General features: G+C 65.9%; 14 protein-coding genes and 1 pseudogene. 12 read left to right on the top strand and 3 right to left on the bottom strand.

All coding sequences use genetic code 11. The features are described 5' to 3' along the window. Positions 1-276: 276 nt before the first annotated feature. The 3 genes and pseudogenes from I6H87_RS16425 to I6H87_RS16415 all read left to right on the top strand — a co-directional run. Positions 277-1,584: an MFS transporter gene (locus tag I6H87_RS16425; protein WP_011615383.1), complete on the top strand. Its 1,308-nt coding sequence runs from the start codon at positions 277-279 to the stop codon at positions 1,582-1,584. Beyond that, a complete protein-coding gene (locus I6H87_RS16420) occupies positions 1,581-2,180 on the top strand; it encodes a 2-hydroxychromene-2-carboxylate isomerase (protein ID WP_011615384.1) in 600 nt (199 codons plus the stop codon). The genes I6H87_RS16425 and I6H87_RS16420 overlap by 4 nt, the downstream gene beginning before the upstream one ends. A 154-nt stretch (positions 2,181-2,334) precedes the next feature. Beyond that, positions 2,335-2,460: pseudogene (locus I6H87_RS16415) on the top strand (acyl-CoA dehydrogenase family protein); the annotation flags it as partial. A gap of 24 nt (positions 2,461-2,484) precedes the next feature. Here the strand turns inward: I6H87_RS16415 and I6H87_RS16410 are convergent. Continuing rightward, complete coding sequence (locus I6H87_RS16410) at positions 2,485-2,802, bottom strand: DMT family transporter (RefSeq protein ID WP_010812101.1); 318 nt, start codon at positions 2,800-2,802, stop codon at positions 2,485-2,487. Between the two features lie 117 nt (positions 2,803-2,919). On the opposite strand from I6H87_RS16410, the gene I6H87_RS16405 reads away from it, so the two are divergent. Next, positions 2,920-3,828 carry a LysR family transcriptional regulator gene (locus tag I6H87_RS16405; RefSeq protein WP_010812102.1) on the top strand — a complete coding sequence of 303 codons (909 nt, stop codon included), beginning with the start codon at positions 2,920-2,922 and terminating at the stop codon, positions 3,826-3,828. Between the two features lie 16 nt (positions 3,829-3,844). Here the strand turns inward: I6H87_RS16405 and I6H87_RS16400 are convergent, their stop codons facing one another. After that, on the bottom strand, positions 3,845-5,062 hold the full coding sequence (locus I6H87_RS16400; protein ID WP_037024475.1) for an HD-GYP domain-containing protein: 1,218 nt from the start codon (positions 5,060-5,062) through the stop codon (positions 3,845-3,847). 223 nt (positions 5,063-5,285) lie between these two features. Between I6H87_RS16400 and I6H87_RS16395 the strand changes: the two genes are divergently transcribed. Both I6H87_RS16395 and I6H87_RS16390 read left to right on the top strand, forming a co-directional pair. Beyond that, positions 5,286-5,579 carry a putative quinol monooxygenase gene (locus tag I6H87_RS16395; RefSeq protein WP_010812104.1) on the top strand — a complete coding sequence of 98 codons (294 nt, stop codon included), beginning with the start codon at positions 5,286-5,288 and terminating at the stop codon, positions 5,577-5,579. 115 nt (positions 5,580-5,694) lie between these two features. Then, the gene (locus I6H87_RS16390) at positions 5,695-6,696 is read left to right on the top strand and encodes a cysteine synthase A (RefSeq protein WP_010812105.1); all 1,002 of its coding nucleotides are present in this window, start codon (positions 5,695-5,697) and stop codon (positions 6,694-6,696) included. A 13-nt stretch (positions 6,697-6,709) separates the two neighbouring features. On the opposite strand, the gene prpR is transcribed toward I6H87_RS16390, so the two are convergent. Beyond that, on the bottom strand, positions 6,710-8,686 hold the full coding sequence (gene prpR / locus I6H87_RS16385) for a propionate catabolism operon regulatory protein PrpR (RefSeq protein WP_010812106.1): 1,977 nt from the start codon (positions 8,684-8,686) through the stop codon (positions 6,710-6,712). A gap of 281 nt (positions 8,687-8,967) precedes the next feature. Between prpR and prpB the strand changes: the two genes are divergently transcribed. The 6 genes from prpB (at position 8,968) to I6H87_RS16355 (ending at position 17,941) form a co-directional block, all read left to right on the top strand. Beyond that, a complete protein-coding gene (gene prpB, locus I6H87_RS16380; protein ID WP_010812107.1) occupies positions 8,968-9,876 on the top strand; it encodes a methylisocitrate lyase in 909 nt (302 codons plus the stop codon). Between the two features lie 87 nt (positions 9,877-9,963). Then, positions 9,964-11,121: a bifunctional 2-methylcitrate synthase/citrate synthase gene (gene prpC, locus I6H87_RS16375; protein WP_011615387.1), complete on the top strand. Its 1,158-nt coding sequence runs from the start codon at positions 9,964-9,966 to the stop codon at positions 11,119-11,121. 122 nt (positions 11,122-11,243) lie between these two features. Beyond that, entirely contained in the window at positions 11,244-13,856 is a 2,613-nt protein-coding gene (acnD, locus tag I6H87_RS16370; protein ID WP_011615388.1) for a Fe/S-dependent 2-methylisocitrate dehydratase AcnD, read from the top strand. Positions 13,857-13,917: 61 nt separating this feature from the next. Further along, positions 13,918-15,108 (top strand): 2-methylaconitate cis-trans isomerase PrpF, encoded by a 1,191-nt coding sequence (prpF, locus tag I6H87_RS16365; protein ID WP_010809523.1) that lies wholly within the window; start codon positions 13,918-13,920, stop codon positions 15,106-15,108. 26 nt (positions 15,109-15,134) lie between these two features. Beyond that, the gene (locus tag I6H87_RS16360; protein WP_011615389.1) at positions 15,135-16,589 is read left to right on the top strand and encodes a bifunctional 2-methylcitrate dehydratase/aconitate hydratase; all 1,455 of its coding nucleotides are present in this window, start codon (positions 15,135-15,137) and stop codon (positions 16,587-16,589) included. 227 nt (positions 16,590-16,816) lie between these two features. Next, positions 16,817-17,941 carry an asparaginase gene (locus tag I6H87_RS16355; RefSeq protein ID WP_011615390.1) on the top strand — a complete coding sequence of 375 codons (1,125 nt, stop codon included), beginning with the start codon at positions 16,817-16,819 and terminating at the stop codon, positions 17,939-17,941. Positions 17,942-17,943 lie beyond the last annotated feature (2 nt).

The raw sequence follows: 17,943 nt of genomic DNA, 5'->3' as shown, positions 1-17,943 counted from the left end.
CAAGTGTTCCCATGGCCATCTTGGCCCGACTGGCACTACCAGCCAACCCGATTTTTTTCGGTAGCGAGCGGCTGGTCCTTCGGAAGGGGGACAGGGTCATACCGAGATTGGCACGCACAGATGCCGCTAGTCACCACCGGAGACGCAATGAATAACCCCGTAAGGCAAACATCGACCACCACCGGCGCAGTACATATCCCCCCAGCAAAGAAGCGTGCATTTGAGTGACCACGCTCGAGCACATCGCCCCCATCAAGCAAGTCACAGAGGCATTCTATGTATCCCGCCAATTCACAAGCAGGCATCGCCAGCGCAAATGCCGGGACGGCCAAGCAGCACACCGTCGCAGGCATTGCCAGCATGCTCGGCACGACTATCGAGTGGTACGACTTCTTCATTTACGGAACTGCCGCCGCGTTAATTTTCAACAAGATCTTCTTTCCCAGCTTCGATCCGATCAGTGGGACCCTCGCCGCGTTCGCGACCTACTCCGTCGGCTTCTTCGCCCGGCCCCTTGGAGGCATTGTCTTCGGCCACTTTGGTGACAAGGTTGGGCGAAAATCCATGCTGCTGATCACGTTGATGATGATGGGTATCCCGACCATCATCATCGGCCTCATTCCGACCTATGAGCAAATTGGTTACTGGGCCGCCGTGATCCTCGTATTGATGCGCCTTCTCCAGGGGCTCGCCGTCGGTGGCGAATGGGGCGGCGCCGTTCTCATGGCCGTGGAACATGCCCCCGAAGGTAAGAAAGGCTTCTTCGGTAGCCTTCCTCAAACCGGCGTCGCTCCTGGCCTTATCCTCTCATCGTTGGCAATGGCAAGCGTTGCGAGACTGCCTGAGGCGGATATGTTGAGTTGGGGCTGGCGCCTTCCGTTCCTGGCCAGTGTGTTGCTTCTGGCTGTCGGATGGTTCATCCGCATCCGCGTCGCCGAGTCCCCTGACTTTGAAAAGGTCAAGCAAAGAGGCCATGAGGTCGAGGTGCCGGTGGTCCATGTCGTCAAACACCACTGGTTGTCGTTGCTCAAGGTATCAGGCGCGCGGATGGCGGAAGTCACGTGGTTCTACACGGTCGCTACCTTTGCCCTGACCTACGGTACGGTAACACTTGGCTTACCCAAGACGATGATGCTGAATGCCGTGATCGCGGGTGCTGCCGTCGCACTGTTCACAATGCCTCTCACTGGCTTGCTCGGGGATAAGATCGGGCATAGGAAGATCTTTGTGGTCGGATCGGTCGGAATTTGCCTCTTCGGGTTCGCGTTTTTTAAGCTTCTTGGCTCGGGAAGCGTCGGCGCGGTATATCTCGCCATGGTGATCGCCATCGGCCTTATCTACGCCATGCTGTACGGCCCCGAAGGTAGCCTATTTTCTGTGCAATTTCCCCCGGAAGTTCGCTACAGTGGTATTTCCCTTGCCGTGCAAGTCTCGGGTGCTATCGGTGGCGGACTGGCCCCGCTGGTGGCGACCTGGCTGCTTAAGCTCGGCCAAGGTAGTCCGCTGTATCTCGCCGGCTACCTCACTGCCCTGGGGTGCTTGTCGATCTTCTGTGTATCTCGCATGAAGGCAACTGAGCAATGACCAAGGCAATTGACTATTACTTTTGGATCAATTCGGACTGGGCCTATCTCGGACACGGCCGTCTTGTGGAACTTGCCAAACGCCAAGGCGCCGCGATCAACTATATGCCTGTGGACCTGCCGTACGTTTACTCGCAGACGGGGGGCATTTTGCTTGGGCAGCGCTCTCAGGAAAGGCAGGCTTACCGGATCACCGAACTCGCCCGTTGGTGCAAGCGGCTAGGGATTCCGGTCAATCCGCAGCCTAGATACATGTGCCCAAACGGTGATCTCGCTTCGTGCATGGTCATTTCTGCGAAGCACGCGGGACTTTGCGAAGGCACCTTGGCCCAAGCGATTCTTCATGCCGAATGGTTGGAGGACCAGGACATCTCCTCACCAGAGACGCTGCAAACCATCGCCCGCTCGCTGGACTTGGATGGCGAGGCGCTTCTCTGCCAAGCCGCATCTCCAGTAATCAAAGCGGAGTACAGACAATACACCGACAACGCTATCTCAGCCGGTGTCTTCGGCTCGCCTGCATACGTCTACCGTGGAGAAGTGTTCTGGGGCCAGGATCGCCTCGATTTCCTTGAGGACACCCTGGCCTGCACCTAAGAATGGGGCGGCTTAAGTGCAAGGCAGACGATTGGCTCCAGGCTGGGTGATCTGCCGCACGAACAGCTTTTCTTAGCGGTCGCGCAACTGGATCATGTCGTTAGGCGGGCCCGCTGCTCTTCGTTGACGCGCCCCATCAGCTGGGGCTTCCAGGCTGGAAAGCCTCTATCGTGAGATCCGCGCCTTGCGCATCTGCGAAGGCGCCACCGAAGTGCAGCAGCTGATCATCGCCCGCGAGGTGCTCAGGCCGGGCGCCAGCCTTGGGGCACAACACGCCTGAGCGCGGCACGGCCAGGGCCGGGGCTCAGGCCGGCAGCAGCTTCAAGCCGCCAATCCCGACGAAGATCAGCCCGATCAACACCAGCCGCATCGGCGCCGCGCTTTCGCCCAGGAACAGGATGCCAACCACCGTCACCCCGATCGCCCCGATCCCGGTCCAGATTGCGTACGCAGTCCCGACCGGCAGGTGCCGCAGCGCCGCGCTGAGCAGGAAGATGCTGGCCAGCGCCGCCCCGATGCCCAGTGCCGTCGGCCCGGGCCGCGTCCAGCCGTCGGTATGTTTGAGCGCCAGCGCCATCACGATCTCGATCAGGCCCGCCAGCACCAGCAGCATCCACGCCATTGCCATGTCTTTCGTCCAGGTCTGCGGCCCGACACCCATTGCCGGGCACGCCACGCCACTGTAGGCTGTGCAGATCAGCACGAGAACTGGCGAATTCCGCAAAGGGGCTATGCAAACATGCAGGAAGCAGACTGGGACGACCTGAAGTATTTCCTTGCCGTGGGCCAGTCCGGCTCGCTCGCCGGCGCCGCGCGCGCCCTGCATGTCAACCATTCCACGGTGCTGCGCCGGCTGGCGCGGCTGGAAGAGACCCTGGGCACCCTGCTCTTCGAACGCCATGCCACCGGCTACGCCATGACCGCCGCCGGCGAGGCCCTGGCGCACCGCCTGGCCGGCGTCGGCGAGCAGATCGATGCGGCCCAGCGCCAGCTGTCCGGCCTCGACAGCCAGCTGAGCGGCCCGTTGCGCGTGACCACGACCGACACGCTGCTGGGTGGACTGCTGATGCCCCTGTTTGCGGAATTCAGGTCGATGCACCCGCGCATCCAGCTGCAGATCGTCGTCAACAACAGCTTCCTGAGCCTGAGCCGGCGCGAGGCCGATGTGGCGATCCGGCCGGCGAATGCGCCGCCGGAGTACCTGGTGGGCCGCCGTATCGGGCGGCTGCAGACGGCACCATACGCGGCGCGGCGCTACCTGCAGCAGCTCGGCCTGCCAACGGAAGCCGACCATCCGCGGCTGGCGGACTGGTCGGCCTATGACTGGGTCGTGCCGGACGAAGCGCTGTCACACCTTGCCCAGGCGCGCTGGATACGCGACCACGTGCCCGAACCCCGCCGCGCCGTCAGCGCCGACAGCCTGGTGGCGATGGCGGATGCCGTGCGGCACGGCATGGGCGCCGGCATGCTGCTGTGCCTGCTGGCCGGGGCCGACCCAGAGCTGGTGCGGCTGGCGCCAGTCGATGTAGCCATGGATACCGATTTATGGGTGCTGACGCATCCGGATCTCAGGCACAGCGCGCGCGTGCGGGTGCTGGGCGATTTCCTGTATGAGCGGCTCAGGCAAGGGGAATGGGTGGCGGGCTGAAGACTTGCCCCCCGGTTCATGCCGCCGCCGCATACATCTCCATCAGCTGCTCATCCGCATACCCCCAGTCAGCGGCATTCTCGAACGCCACCACCGTTTCGTCGCTGTGGCGCAGGTCGATCAGTTCGGTGGGAGTCGGCCTTGACTGCGACACGGAATAGAACGCCATCACCTTCGGCCGCAGCGGATCGGCCTCGTTCTGCGCGCAGACCACCGCCAGCCGGTTCGAACGCAGCCGCAGCACGGTGCCGAGCGGGTAGATGCCGACGGTGCGGGTGAAGGCCTTGAACACGCGCCGGTCGAACAGCGTGTCGACACGCACGGCCATGTATTCCATGGCGCGGGCCGGCGACCACGGCTGGTGGCCCGGGCGGCTGGAAGTGAGCGAGTCATAGGCATCGCAGATTGCGCCGATCTTGGCGTGCACGCTCAGTTCGCTCCCCGCCAGGCCGTAGGGGAAGCCGCGCCCGTCCACGCGTTCGTGATGGTGGACGCAGACATCGAGCGGGATGTTCGAATAGAGCCGGGCCTCGTTCAGGATGCGGTAGCCAGCCGAAGGGTGCCGGCGGTAGATCTCCTCTTCCTCGGGCGTGCGTTCGCTGGCCTTGTGCACCGGAGTATCGGGCAGCGTCAGCTTGCCGATGTCGTGGACCAGGCCGGCCAGGCCGAGCTCGCGCACCTCGTCGTCGGGCAGGCCCAGCGTGCGGCCGACGGCGATCATCAGCGCGCAGACGGCGAAGGCGTGCAGGTAGTTTTCGTCGCCACGCGCCTTGAGCCGCGCCAGCGCCAGCAACGCCTGCCCATGGCGCGACAGCGAGCGTGAGGCGGAATCGACCAGCAGCAGCGCGCCGTTGACCTCCAGCGCCCGGCCCATGCGGATGTCGGCGAACATCGAGCCGATCACGGCCTTGCCGGATTGCAGCAGCTCGCGCGCGCGGACAATCTCGGCATCAAGGGTGGCGGCGGGTGGCGGTGCGGTGGCCGGGTCCATGGGGTCGGGCGCGGACTGCGGGACCGGTCCGGGCATTTCCGGCGTGTCCGGCGCTGCTACGTTGCGGCCCTTCAGGATGTCGATCCAGACCTCCTGCACCCCTGCCGACTGTATCTGCCGAACCTGCTCCTCATTGGCGACCAGGAACCTGGCGCGCCAGAACGGATGGCTGATCCACGGGCCGCCAAGCCTGGCGACAAACATCCCGACCTGCAGTTGTTCCGACCGTATGCGTCTCAACATGCGCTACCCCCTCGGATGATGGTTTTCTTGTTTTCGATCCGAATATCGGCAGCCGTCGGCAGAACTTTAGTCCCCGTTGCGGGGAGAACCGTGCTGCCCGCCCTTGTCAAGCGCTGCCCGAATGCCCGGACGGCGTCCTCGGGCATTGCCGGGGGCGGTACCGCCGGCGCTACAATGGCCTGCCCAGTGCTCACAGACGCCAGCCAGTCGCCCCCGTTCACCCATGTCCGGAACGTACACGCTAGTCGGCATCGCCCGTGCCAAGACCCACCGCCGCGAGGCGCTGGTATCCCAGCTCACCACGCTGCGCTCGCGCGGGCTGACCGAGCCCGGCTGCCTGGACTACCACGTCGGGCAAGACGCCGAAGATGCGCGGGTATTCGTGATCTACATGGTCTGGGACTCCAAGCGCGCGCTCGAATCGCACCTGAACCGGCCCTATATGCGCGATTTCCACGCATCGCGCGCGGATTTCGTCGAAGGCGATTTCAGTTTCCGCTGGCTCAACGCCGCCTGATCCGCCCGGCCACGGGCAATCCCGATCACTTTCGGCCATCCCCCTGCTTGTCATTCCCGCCGCACCGATCTATCACTCAATGTGACGCCCGCAGCGGGCACGGCAGGAGTGCACCATGGAAGTCAGGGATGGATTTGCCGGCACCATCGGCCACACCCCGCTGATCCGGCTGGCCGGCCTGAGCGCCGAGACCGGCTGCGATATCTACGGCAAGGCGGAATTCCTCAATCCTGGCGGCTCGGTCAAGGACCGCGCGGCACTCTACATCATCCGCGATGCCGAACGGCGCGGGCTGCTGACGCCCGGCGGCACGGTCATCGAAGGCACCGCGGGCAATACCGGCATCGGCCTGGCCCACCTGTGCGCGGCGCGCGGCTACCGCTGCATCGTCGTGATACCCGATACGCAGTCGCCCGAGAAAATGGAGCGGCTGCGCATGCTCGGCGCCGAGGTCCGCGCGGTGCCCGCCAAGCCTTACGCCGATCCGGACAACTACCAGAAGATTGCCGGCCGGCTGGCCGACGAGACCGACAACGCGATCTGGGCCAACCAGTTCGACAACCTAGCCAACCGCCAGGCCCACTACGAGACCACCGGCCCCGAGATCTGGCACGCCACCGGCGGGCATATCGATGCCTTCACCTGCTCGACCGGCACCGGCGGCTCGCTGGCCGGCATCGCGCGCTGCCTGAAAGAGCACAAGCCCGGCGTGCGCATCGTGCTGGCCGACCCGCACGGCAGCGCTCTCTATAACTTCGTCAAACACCGCGAGCTCAAGGCCGAGGGCAGTTCGATCACCGAGGGCATCGGCACCAGCCGCGTCACCGCCAACCTGCAGGACACGCCCATCGACGATGCGGTGCGGATCGACGACCAGACCTGCGTGGACATGGTCTACCGCCTGCTGCGCGAGGAGGGCTTGTTCCTGGGCGGGTCGTCGGGAATCAACGTCGGCGCCGCGGTGGCGCTGGCGCGCGAGATGGGGCCGGGCCATACCATCGTCACGCTGCTCTGCGACCGCGGCGACCTGTACATGGCACGGCTGTTCAATGAAACCTGGCTGGAGGGCAAGGGGTTGCAGCCGATTCCGTTCCGGCGCGCCGGCCCAGCCGGGTAAATGCCAGCGCGGTTCACGCTGCCTTGAGCCGCCGCCACAGTGTGGTCGGGCTGATGCCAAGGATATGGCAGGCCGCGGCGCGGTCGCCGCCGCACTCGGCCAGCACGCGCCGGATATGCTCGACTTCGCTGGACTGCTTCACGCCGGCCAGTGAACGGCGCGGGCGTGTTGCCGGCGCGGCGGGCTCAGCGTCGGCCTCGGCCTCGGCCTCGGCCGGCGCCAGCATGCCATCGCCGAACAGCTCCGGCACGGCCGCCTGCAGCTCGCGCTGCAGCGCCTCGCTGTCCAGCCGGCGCCCGGCCACCAGCACGGCGATCCGTTCGGTCACGTTTTCCAGCTCGCGGATATTGCCCGGCCAGCGGTAGCGCGCCAGCCGCGCGCGGGCCGCGGCGGGCAGGCGCTGCGGCCGGTCCATGCCCAGGCGCTCCTGGGCGCGCCGGTACAGCAGCTCGGCCAGCTCCTGCAGGTCTTCGGAGCGGTCGCGCAGCGGCGGCATCTCGATGCGCAGGATATTGAGGCGGTAGTACAGGTCCTGCCGGAAGGAACCATCGCGCACCATCGCGGCCAGGTCGCGGTGGGTGGCGCCGATCACGCGCACGTTGACCGGCACCGCGTCGAGCCCGCCGATCGGCAGCACCTGCTTTTCCTGCAGCACGCGCAGCAGGCGCGTCTGCAGCGCGGACGGCATGTCGCCCACCTCGTCGAGGAACAGCGTGCCGTTGTGGGCCGACTCGAACAGGCCGGCCTTGCCGCCGCGGCGCGCGCCGGTGAAGGCGCCCTCTTCATAGCCGAACAGCTCGCTCTCCAGCAGCGCCTCGGGGAAGGCCGCGCAATTGACCGCCACGAACGGGAAGGCGCGGCGCGGGCTGGCGTCGTGCATGCCCTGCGCCAGCACCTCCTTGCCGGTGCCGCTCTCGCCGCCGATCAGCACGGTGGAATCCACCGCCGCATAGCGCCGCGCCAGCTCGCGCAGCTCGGTCATGGCCGCGGAGGTGCCGGCCAGGTCGTCCAGGCTGTAGCGCACCCCGGCTGGCCGCGTGCGCGCGCGCGAGCGCAGGTTGCGGTCCACGCGCTGGATCGCGCTGGCGTCCTGGATGGTCAGCACCGCGCCGGTGGTCCCGGCCTCGCCGATGATGGGGATGCGGTTGACCACCACCATCTTGTCGCCGAGCTTGTGGATCGCTTCCAGCTCCTTGTCGCCGCTCTGCATCACGCCTTCGAGCGCCAGGTTTGGCGCCAGCGTCTGCAGCTTGCGCCCGACCGCGGCAGCAACGGAAGTGCCGAGAAAACGCTCCATCGCCGGGTTGAACGACTGGATGCGCCCTTCGGCATCCACTGCCGCCACGCCCTCGTTCAGGTGCGCCAGGATGGTGTTGACGTAGTCGCGCCGGGTGGCCTCGATGCGGCGCAGGCGCGCAGCCTCGATCGCGTCTTCGAGCGCCATGCGCACCGAGTTGCCGGAGTACAGGAACACGCCGGTCAGGCCATAGCGGTCGGCCAGGTCGGTCACCAGGCCGGGGCCGACCACGACCTGGATGCCCTCCTGCTTGAGCGCCTTCACGCGCGCCACGGCATCGTCCTCGGTCAGGTAGGTATAGGCCGGGACCGACAGCGAGAACGCGCGCACAAATTCATCCACCTCGGCATACGTCGACGCGTGCGTGACCAGCGCCACCCGCGGCGAGATGCGCCGCGCGGTGGCCAGCGCGCTCATCACGTCAAAGCCCGTGACCTTGACCAGCACCACCGGCACGTCCACGTGCTGGCGCAGGTAGGCGCCGTTGGAGCCGCCCGCCACCACCACGTCGAGCCGGCCCTCGCGCGCCTCGCGCGCCACGGCGCTGGCGGCGGCCTCGAAACCCTTGCCGACGATGCGGAATTCGGCCCGGTCGGCGTAGGCCGGAATCAGGTCGGCAAAGGCGCGCGCCAGGCGGCTGATGCCGATGGCCCAGATGCGCGGACGGGCTTGCGTGGAAACGGGAGGAGCCATGGTGCAATGCGGAAGGAATGCGTGGTGAAACCCGGGACGAACAGGCGTACAGTGCTGGCACATTGTCCGTCACGCAGCCCGGGATTTCAACTTTGAATTCCAAACTTGGGATTTTGAAATTCAATTGTGCTGAAAAGATGACATGAAATCGGCGGCGAGGTCAGCCACCCTGCCCGCCAGCCCAGCGCTGACAAGGGCTGGCGGATTTTCCGAGATCCCGTCCAAGGGCTTGGCACACCCCTTGCAGTATTGGGCCCGTCCTGTTCACCAACGCATACGCCATGACCTACTCCGCTTCCGACCTCGCGCGCTCCGCTGGCGCCCGCTTCCGCCAGGCGCTTGCCGACGAGCATCCGCTGCAGGTAGTCGGCACCATCAATGCCAACCATGCCCTGCTGGCCAAGCGCGCCGGCTACCGGGCCATCTACCTGTCGGGCGGCGGCGTTGCGGCCGGCTCGCTGGGCCTGCCGGACCTGGGCATCTCGAACCTGGACGACGTGCTGACCGATATCCGCCGCATCACCGACGTGTGCGACACGCCGCTGCTGGTGGACGTCGACACCGGCTTCGGCGCCTCGGCCTTCAACGTGGCCCGCACCACCAAGTCGCTGATCAAGTTCGGCGCGGCGGCCATGCACATCGAAGACCAGGTCGGCGCCAAGCGCTGCGGCCACCGTCCCAACAAGGAAATCGTCACGCAGGGTGAAATGGTCGACCGCATCCGGGCCGCCGTCGACGCCCGCACCGACGAGAACTTCGTCATCATGGCCCGCACCGACGCGCTCGCCGTCGAAGGCCTGGACAAGGCCATCGAGCGCGCCGTCGCGTGCGCGGAAGCCGGCGCCGACGCCATCTTCCCGGAAGCCATGACCGACCTGGCCATGTACCGCAAGTTTGTCGATGCGGTGAAGGTGCCGGTGCTGGCCAATATCACCGAATTCGGCGCCACGCCGCTGTTCACCACCGAGGAACTCGGCGGCGCCGGCGTGTCGATGGTGCTGTACCCGCTGTCGGCCTTCCGCGCCATGAACAAGGCGGCGGAAAACGTCTACGCGGCCATCCGCCGCGACGGCACGCAGAAGAACGTGGTCGATACCATGCAGACCCGCGCCGAGCTCTACGAGAGCATCGGCTACCATGACTTCGAGCAGAAGCTTGACGCGCTCTTCGCACAAGGCAAGGGCAAGTAAGCAAGACTCACGCGCGGCCGGGCTTTGTCCCGGCCGCTTGCACGACAACAGACAGGCAATACCAGGCATCACATAAAGGAGACCCAGATGTCCGAAGCGCAACCGCTCGTCACTCCCAAGCCCAAGAAATCCGTCGCCCTGTCGGGCGTGACCGCCGGCAATACCGCGCTGTGCACCGTCGGCCGCACTGGCAACGACCTGCACTACCGCGGCTACGACATCCTCGACATCGCCGAGACCTGCGAGTTCGAGGAAATCGCCCACCTGCTGGTGCACGGCAAGCTGCCGACCAAATCCGAACTGGCCGCCTACAAGGCCAAGCTCAAGAGCCTGCGCGGCCTGCCCGCCAATGTGAAGGCCGCGTTGGAATGGGTGCCCGCCAGCGCCCACCCGATGGACGTGATGCGCACCGGCGTGTCGGTGCTGGGCACCGTGCTGCCGGAGAAGGAAGACCACAACACCCCGGGCGCGCGCGACATTGCCGACCGGCTGATGGCCAGCCTCGGCTCGATGCTGCTGTACTGGTACCACTACAGCCACAACGGCCGCCGTATCGAAGTCGAAACCGACGATGACTCCATCGGCGGCCACTTCCTGCACCTGCTGCACGGCGAGAAGCCGTCGGCGCTGTGGGAGCGCGCCATGAACACCTCGCTCAACCTGTACGCCGAGCACGAGTTCAACGCCTCGACCTTCACCGCCCGCGTGATCGCCGGCACGGGCTCGGACATGTATTCGTCGATCAGCGGCGCCATCGGCGCACTGCGCGGCCCCAAGCACGGCGGCGCCAATGAAGTCGCGTTCGAGATCCAGAAGCGCTACGACAACCCCGACGAGGCCCAGGCCGACATCACGCGCCGCGTCGAGAACAAGGAAGTCGTGATCGGCTTCGGCCACCCGGTGTACACCACCGGCGACCCGCGCAACCAGGTGATCAAGGAAGTGGCGAAGAAGCTGTCGAAGGATGCCGGCTCGATGAAGATGTTTGACATCGCCGAGCGCCTGGAAACGGTGATGTGGGACATCAAGAAGATGTTCCCGAACCTGGACTGGTTCAGCGCGGTGAGCTACCACATGATGGGCGTGCCGACGGCGATGTTCACGCCGCTGTTCGTGATCGCGCGTACTTCGGGCTGGGCCGCGCACATTATCGAGCAGCGCATCGACAACAAGATCATCCGCCCGAGCGCCAACTACACCGGTCCGGAGAACCTGAAGTTCGTGCCGCTGAAGGATCGCAAGTAAGACCGGCTGCCGGTTTGCTCCGCGTCGGGTTGCCTTGATCCGGGCCTGCGGGCAAGGGGGTAGTTGGTCGCTGACATGGGACCACTACCCCTTTTTCATACCTATATTGATTTCCCTACACCATGAATTCTGCAAACCGCAAACCGCTACCGGGCACCAAGCTGGATTACTTTGACGCGCGCGCCGCGGTCGAGGCAATCCAGCCGGGTGCCTACGACAAGCTGCCGTACACGTCGCGCGTGCTGGCAGAAAACCTGGTGCGCCGCTGCGATCCCGCCACGCTGACGGATTCGCTCCTGCAGCTGGTCGGGCGCAAGCGCGACCTCGATTTCCCGTGGTTCCCGGCGCGCGTGGTGTGCCATGACATCCTGGGCCAGACCGCGCTGGTGGACCTGGCCGGCCTGCGCGACGCCATCGCCGACCAGGGCGGCGACCCCGCCAAGGTCAACCCGGTAGTGCCGGTGCAGCTGATCGTCGATCATTCGCTGGCGGTGGAGTGCGGCGGCTTCGACCCCGATGCGTTCGCCAAGAACCGCGCCATCGAAGACCGCCGCAACGAAGACCGCTTCCACTTCATCGACTGGACCAAGCAGGCGTTCAAGAACGTCGACGTGATCCCGCCGGGCAACGGCATCATGCACCAGATCAACCTGGAGAAGATGTCGCCGGTGATCCACGCCGACAACGGCGTGGCCTACCCCGATACCTGCGTCGGCACCGACAGCCACACCCCGCATGTGGATGCGCTCGGCGTGATCGCCATCGGCGTGGGCGGCCTGGAAGCCGAGAACGTGATGCTCGGCCGCGCCTCGTGGATGCGCCTGCCGGATATCGTCGGCGTGGAGCTGACCGGAAAGCGCCAGCCCGGCATCACCGCCACCGACATCGTGCTGGCCCTGACTGAATTCCTGCGCAAGGAAAAGGTGGTCGGCGCCTATCTGGAGTTCCGTGGCGAAGGCGCCTCCAGCCTGACGCTCGGCGACCGCGCGACTATTTCCAACATGGCCCCGGAATATGGCGCCACTGCCGCGATGTTCTTCATCGACGAGCAGACCATTGACTACCTGCGCCTGACCGGCCGCACCGACGAGCAGCTCAAGCTGGTCGAAACGTACGCCAGGACTGCCGGCCTGTGGGCGGATTCGCTGAAGAACGCCGAATACGAGCGCGTGCTGAAGTTCGACCTGTCGAGCGTGGTGCGCAATATGGCCGGCCCGTCCAACCCGCACAAGCGCCTGCCGACCTCCGCGCTGGCCGAGCGCGGCATCGCCGTCGACCTGGACAAGGCCCGCGCGCAGGAAGCCGAAGGCCTGATGCCGGACGGCGCGGTCATCATCGCCGCCATCACCAGCTGCACCAACACCAGCAACCCGCGCAACGTGATCGCTGCCGCGCTGCTGGCGCGCAACGCCAATGCGCGCGGCCTGGCGCGCAAGCCGTGGGTCAAGTCGTCGCTGGCCCCGGGATCCAAGGCAGTCGAGCTGTACCTGGAAGAAGCGAATCTGCTGCCCGACCTCGAGAAGCTTGGCTTCGGCATCGTCGCCTTTGCCTGCACCACCTGCAACGGCATGTCCGGAGCGCTGGACCCGAAGATCCAGCAAGAGATCATCGACCGCGACCTGTACGCGACGGCAGTGCTGTCCGGCAACCGCAACTTCGATGGCCGCATCCACCCGTACGCCAAGCAGGCCTTCCTGGCCTCGCCGCCGCTGGTGGTGGCCTATGCCATCGCCGGCACCATCCGCTTCGATATCGAAAAGGACGTGCTGGGCACGGACCAGGACGGCAAGCCGGTCTACCTGAAGGACATCTGGCCGAGCGACGAAGAGATCGACGCGATCGTGGCGAAGAGCGTCAAGCCCGAACAGTTCCGCAAGGTCTACGAGCCGATGTTCGCCATTACCGCGGCCAGCGGCGAATCGGTCAGTCCCCTGTACGACTGGCGTCCGCAGAGCACCTACATCCGCCGCCCGCCCTACTGGGAAGGCGCGCTGGCCGGCGAACGCACGCTCAAGGCGCTGCGTCCGCTGGCGGTGCTGGGCGACAACATCACCACCGACCACCTGTCGCCGTCCAACGCCATCATGCTCAACAGCGCCGCCGGGGAATACCTGGCCAGGATGGGCTTGCCGGAAGAGGACTTCAACTCGTACGCCACCCACCGCGGCGACCACCTGACCGCGCAGCGCGCCACCTTTGCCAACCCGACCCTGATCAATGAAATGGCTGTGGTCGATGGCCAGGTCAAGAAGGGTTCGCTGGCGCGCATCGAGCCCGAAGGCAAGGTCGTGCGCATGTGGGAAGCGATCGAGACGTACATGGATCGCAAGCAGCCGCTGATCATCATCGCCGGCGCGGACTATGGCCAGGGCTCGTCGCGCGACTGGGCCGCCAAGGGCGTGCGCCTGGCCGGCGTGGAAGTCATCGTCGCCGAGGGCTTCGAGCGCATCCACCGCACCAACCTGATCGGCATGGGCGTGCTGCCGCTGGAGTTCAAGCCGGGCGTGAACCGCCTGACGCTGGGCCTGGACGGCACCGAGACCTATGACGTGATCGGCGAGCGCCAGCCGCGCGCCACGCTGACACTGGTGGTGAACCGCAAGAACGGCGAGCGCGTGGAAGTGCCGGTGACCTGCCGCCTCGACAGCGACGAGGAAGTGTCGATCTACGAAGCTGGCGGCGTGCTGCAGCGCTTCGCGCAGGACTTCCTTGAGTCGTCGCGGGCAACTGCATAAGCTGTGACAAAGGGCCCGAGCGGCACGCATGCCGCCCGGGCCAACCAGGACAAAGATTTCCATGACTCACGTACCCCAGATCAAGATTCCCGCCACCTATATCCGTGGCGGCACCAGCAAGGGCGTGTTCTTCCGCCTGCAAGATTTGCCGGAAACGGCACAAGTGCCCGGCCCGGCCCGCGACGCGCTGCTGATGCGCGTGATCGGCAGCCCCGACCCCTATGGCAAGCAGATCGACGGCATGGGTGCCGCCACCTCCAGCACCAGCAAGACCGTCATCCTGTCCAAGAGCACGCGGCCCGACCACGATGTCGACTATCTGTTCGGCCAGGTCTCGATTGACCAGCCCTTTGTCGACTGGAGTGGCAACTGCGGCAACCTGTCGGCAGCGGTCGGTCCCTTTGCCATCAGCGCCGGCCTGGTCGATGCCAGCCGCATCCCGCACAACGGCGTGGCCGTGGTGCGCATCTGGCAGGCCAATATCGGCAAGACCATCATCGGCCATGTGCCCGTCACCAACGGTGAAGTGCAGGAAACCGGCGATTTCGAGCTCGATGGCGTGACCTTCCCGGCCGCCGAAGTGCAGCTTGAGTTCATGGATCCGGCCGCCGAGGAAGAAGGCGCCGGCGGCGCGATGTTCCCCACCGGCAACGTGGTCGACGACCTCGAAGTGCCGGGCGTGGGCACGCTCAAGGCCACCATGATCAACGCCGGCATCCCGACCATCTTCGTCAACGCCGAGAGCATCGGCTACACCGGCACCGAGCTGCAGGACGCCATCAACAGCGACACCAGGGCGCTGGCGATGTTCGAGACCATCCGTGCCTACGGCGCGCTGCGCATGGGCCTGATCAAGAACGTGGACGAGGCCGCCAAGCGCCAGCACACGCCCAAGGTGGCCTTTGTCGCCAGGCCGGTCGACTACGTCGCCTCCAGCGGCAAGAAGGTGGCCGCGGCCGATGTGGACCTGCTGGTGCGCGCGCTGTCGATGGGTAAGCTGCACCACGCCATGATGGGCACGGCAGCGGTGGCGATCGGCACCGCCGCCGCCATCCCCGGCACGCTGGTCAACCTGGCCGCCGGCGGCGGCGAGCGCAACGCGGTGCGTTTCGGGCATCCGTCCGGCACGTTGCGCGTGGGCGCCGAGGCGCAGCAGGTCGACGGCGAATGGGCGGTCAAGAAGGCCATCATGAGCCGCAGCGCGCGCGTGCTGATGGAAGGCTGGGTGCGCGTGCCCGGCGACGCGTTCTGAGCTGAGCTGAGCCCGCGAGGCCGTTCATGTCCACCGACACGCCGTCCGCGCAACGCCCCGATCCGGACCAGGTGCTGGTCGACATCGTCGACTATGTCACCCGGTACGAGATCAAGAGCGGCCTCGCCTATGACACCGCCCGCAACTGCCTGATCGACACGCTTGGTTGCGGGCTCGAAGCCCTCTCCTACCCGGCCTGTACCAAGCTGCTGGGTCCCGTTGTTCCGGGCACGATCGTGCCCAACGGCGCGCGCGTGCCGGGCACCCAGTTCCAGCTCGATCCGGTCCAGGCCGCGTTCAATATCGGCGCGATGATCCGCTGGCTGGACTTCAACGACACCTGGCTCGCTGCCGAATGGGGTCATCCGTCGGATAACCTCGGCGGCATCCTGGCCACCGCTGACTGGATCTCGCGCAACCACATCGCCGCCGGGCGCAAGCCGCTGACGATGAAGGCAGTGCTGGCGGCGATGATCAAGGCACATGAGATCCAGGGCTGCATCGCGCTGGAGAATTCGTTCAACCAGGTCGGGCTGGACCACGTGGTGCTGGTCAAGGTGGCCTCCACCGCCGTGGTCGCGCAGATGCTAGGCCTCACGCGCGACGAGATCCTCAATGCCGTGTCGCTGGCCTGGGTCGACGGCCAGAGCCTGCGCACCTACCGCCACGCCCCCAACGCCGGCAGCCGCAAGAGCTGGGCCGCCGGCGACGCCACCAGCCGCGCGGTGCGGCTGGCGCTGATCGCCCGCACCGGCGAGATGGGCTACCCGTCGGTGCTGACGGCAAAGACCTGGGGCTTCTACGACGTGCTGTTCAAGGGGCAGCCGTTCCGCTTCCAGCGGCCGTACGGGACGTACGTGATGGAGAACATCCTGTTCAAGATCTCGTACCCGGCTGAATTCCACGCGCAGACCGCGGTGGAGGCAGCGATGCAGCTGCACGGCGCGCTGGCGCTCGCGGGGCGCAGCGCGGCCGATATCGCCGCCATCACCATCCGCACCCACGAGGCCTGCCTGCGCATCATCGACAAGCAGGGCCCGCTCAGCAATCCGGCGGATCGCGACCACTGCATCCAGTACATGGTGGCCGTGCCGCTGCTGTTCGGCCGCCTGACCGCCGCCGACTACGAAGACAGGATTGCGGCCGACCCGCGCATTGACGCGCTGCGCGGCAGGATCACCTGTGTGGAAGACCCCGCGCTGACGCGCGACTATCACGACCCCGCCAAGCGCTCGATCGCCAATGCGCTGACCGTGACGCTGGCGGACGGCACCGTGCTGGACGAGGTGCTGGTCGAATATCCGCTCGGCCACAAGCGCCGCCGCGCCGAGGGCATCCCGCTGCTGGTGGAAAAATTCCGCACCAACCTCGCCCGCCGCTTCCCGCCGAAACAGCAGCAGGCCATCCTTGCCGCGTCGCTGGACCAGGCGCGGCTGGAGGCCATGCCGGTCAATGAGTACCTCGATATGTATGCGATTTGAGTTATCGCCCGGGCAACTTCATGCCGAATCGGCATAACCCTTGCAGCGCCCCTCCCGCGCCAAATTCTCCTCACGTATAGTCACTGCCGCTGCCTGAACGGGCCCTGCATCACAGGCCCCGCTGCCGGCAGCCACCGACTGAACACGGACGGCACCATTCCACCCATAAGGTATGTCGTGCCGATTCCAGTACGGGCCACACGTTCGTATAGATACCGAGGAGAAACATGAAACACTTCGCCCGCGTCACCACGCTGGCCGCTGCCCTGCTGTCGGCGAGCCTGATCACCGGCACTGCCCACGCGCAGCTCGCCCCCGCCGCACAATCCGCCGCCGCACCCGCCACCGCCCAGGCCGAAGCCCGCAAGGCCAATATCGTCATCATCGGCACCGGCGGCACCATTGCCGGCGCCGGCGCATCGGTGACCAACACCGCGGCCTACCAGTCCGCCGTGGTGCCGGTCGACAAGATCATCGCCTCGGTGCCCGAAATCTCCAAGGTCGCCAACGTCAAGGGTGAGCAGATCTTCCAGATCGGTTCGGAGAGCTTCAACAACGAACGCCTGCTGAAGCTGGCCAAGCGCGTATCGGAACTGCTCAAGCAGCCGGACGTGGACGGCATCGTCATTACGCACGGCACCGACACCATCGAGGAAACCGCTTACTTCCTGAACCTGACGCTCAAGAGCGACAAGCCGGTGGTGGTGGTGGGTTCGATGCGCCCGGGCACCGCGCTGGGCGCAGATGGCGCGCTCAACCTGTACGACGCCGTGCTGGTCGCCTCCAACCCTGCCTCCAAGGGCAAGGGCACGCTGGCCGTGCTGAACGACGAGATCCACACCGGCCGCGACGTCACCAAGAGCAACACCTTCAAGACCGAGACCTTCCGCTCGCCGTTCGGCCCGCTGGGCTACGTGGTCGAAGGCCGCACGCTGTTCTACCGCCTGCCGGCGCGTCCGCACACGCTGCAGACGCAGTGGGACATCGACAAGATCGACAAGCTGCCTGAGGTGGCAGTGCTCTACGCCTACGGCAACGCCAATCCAGCCGCGGTCGACGCCGCGGTGAAGAGCGGTGCCAAGGCCATCATCTACGCGGCCACCGGCAACGGCAGCGTCGGCGACTACATGGTGGAGTCGCTCAAGGCCGCGCGCGCCAAGGGCGTGCAGATCGTGCGCGCCTCGCGCACCGGCAGCGGCGTGGTGGTGCGCAACGCAGAGCAGCCGGATGACAAGTACGACTGGATCGTCACCGACGACCAGCTGCCGCAGAAGGCACGCATCCTGATGGCGCTGGCGCTGACGCAGACCAACGACGCCAAGGCGCTGCAGCAGGTCTTCTGGAAGTACTGATG

This window comes from Cupriavidus necator (assembly GCF_016127575.1).
In the GTDB taxonomy this organism is placed as follows: Bacteria; Pseudomonadota; Gammaproteobacteria; order Burkholderiales; family Burkholderiaceae; genus Cupriavidus; species Cupriavidus necator_D.
The sequence above is the reverse complement of the archived record's forward strand: the minus strand, read 5'-3'. Positions and strand labels throughout refer to the sequence as shown.